Source organism: Streptomyces sp. NPDC000983 (genome assembly GCF_040299205.1).
Lineage (GTDB): Bacteria > Actinomycetota > Actinomycetes > Streptomycetales > Streptomycetaceae > Streptomyces.
In genome coordinates, this window is sequence record NZ_JBEPBM010000128.1 from 1 (window position 1) to 1251 (window position 1251).

The window sequence follows — 1251 nt, forward strand, 5'->3', positions numbered from 1 at the left end:
TGATCTTGGTCGTGAACCCGTCTACCAGGAGCTTTCTTCATGCCCGCCGCCGGGGCCCGCAGCCCAACCACCCGTCAGGTTGGAAGGGGCTCAGTCAAGGCGTCCGGAGATGGGGCTGCACGACTTCCCTGCCTCGGTCGCGAGCGTGCGGGGTTCGCCCGCAGCCCCGGGCCACAGGAGGGCAAGTGCAACGCGGCGAAGTCTGGTGGGCCGAGTTCGACGAGCGGCGGCCGGTCGTACTCCTGTCCGGAGACGAGGCGCGCGGGTTCCGGGCGATGCAGGTCGTCGCTCCGGCAGGCGTCGACATCAGCGGTCTGGGAGTCGAAGTGGCGGTAGGAGTTGCGGAAGGGCTGCCCTTCGAAGGCGTGCTGCGGTTCGGTTTCTCGCGTCCGGGCCTCACCCCTTGCACCTGGCTGACCACACTGTCCCGGGACGACCTGATCGAGCAGGCGGGCGTCCTGCCCTCCGCGAAGCTCAGTGCCCTTGAGGACGCGCTCCGTCTCAGCGAAGAGCAGCAGGAGTGGACCCCGGCCATGGCTGCGAAGGTCAGCGACATCAGGGACGCCCTCCGTCTCGGCAAGCTGAAGTAGGCGGAGGAAGAACGGCCTCCCTGACAGTCCGGCCTGTCTCGTCGAGATGATCAACGGTGGCCTCACCCACCCCTTCGAGGCGCCAACCGCAAGATCACGATCTACGGCTGGAGTGTCACTGCACGCCAACTCGTGATCGGTCGGCTCGTGGTGACGGTGTCAGGGGGCGAGACCGCCGGAGGTCGTCGGCTCGGGTTCAGAACGGTGGCTGCAGCCAGCGCCGCGCTGCGGCGAGATTCACCTCGACGTCATCGCTCCAAGAGCAGACCTCCAGCCATGAGAGGTAGCCGTCTCTCGCGAAGACCAGGACCTCACCAGGAGCTTCGCCGGTTTCGGTGAAGAGCTGCACGTCGGCTGCCACCACGGTGCCGGGGCCCGTTGGCGCGGGCTCCACCGCGTCGGTGTCGAGATCGAAGTAGGCAGTGCCGCACCCGCACTTACAACGGGATTGCACCCTGAGTTGGTGCACCTGCCGTCGCAGGGCGACGTGAGCGGGCTCGTCCGGATTCAGGACGAGGTCAAGCACGTCGGCTACGGCCTCGGGCAGGCTGTCGGTCATGCCGCCACCTGAGGTTCCCCCTGCTAGCCGGACAGCTTGATACTGGGACGGTTGGTCCCGGAGGAAGCAGTCACAGGTAGTGAGCAACATGAGTAAGCGGTA

General features: G+C 66.7%; 2 protein-coding genes. One reads left to right on the top strand and one right to left on the bottom strand.

Annotated features, from left to right (window positions below; all coding sequences use genetic code 11):
• Positions 1-185: 185 nt before the first annotated feature.
• Positions 186-590 carry a type II toxin-antitoxin system PemK/MazF family toxin gene (locus ABT296_RS38660; RefSeq protein WP_351934850.1) on the top strand — a complete coding sequence of 135 codons (405 nt, stop codon included), beginning with the start codon at positions 186-188 and terminating at the stop codon, positions 588-590.
• 196 nt (positions 591-786) lie between these two features.
• On the opposite strand, the gene ABT296_RS38665 is transcribed toward ABT296_RS38660, so the two are convergent.
• Positions 787-1149, bottom strand: coding sequence for a hypothetical protein (locus ABT296_RS38665; RefSeq protein ID WP_351934851.1), 363 nt, complete (start codon positions 1147-1149; stop codon positions 787-789).
• Positions 1150-1251: the final 102 nt, after the last annotated feature.

What these genes read in the sequence shown, in the direction of transcription:
- ABT296_RS38665 (WP_351934851.1), bottom strand. Translation starts at nt 1,149, where the DNA reads ATGACCGACAGCCTGCCCGAGGCCGTAGCCGACGTGCTTGACCTCGTC.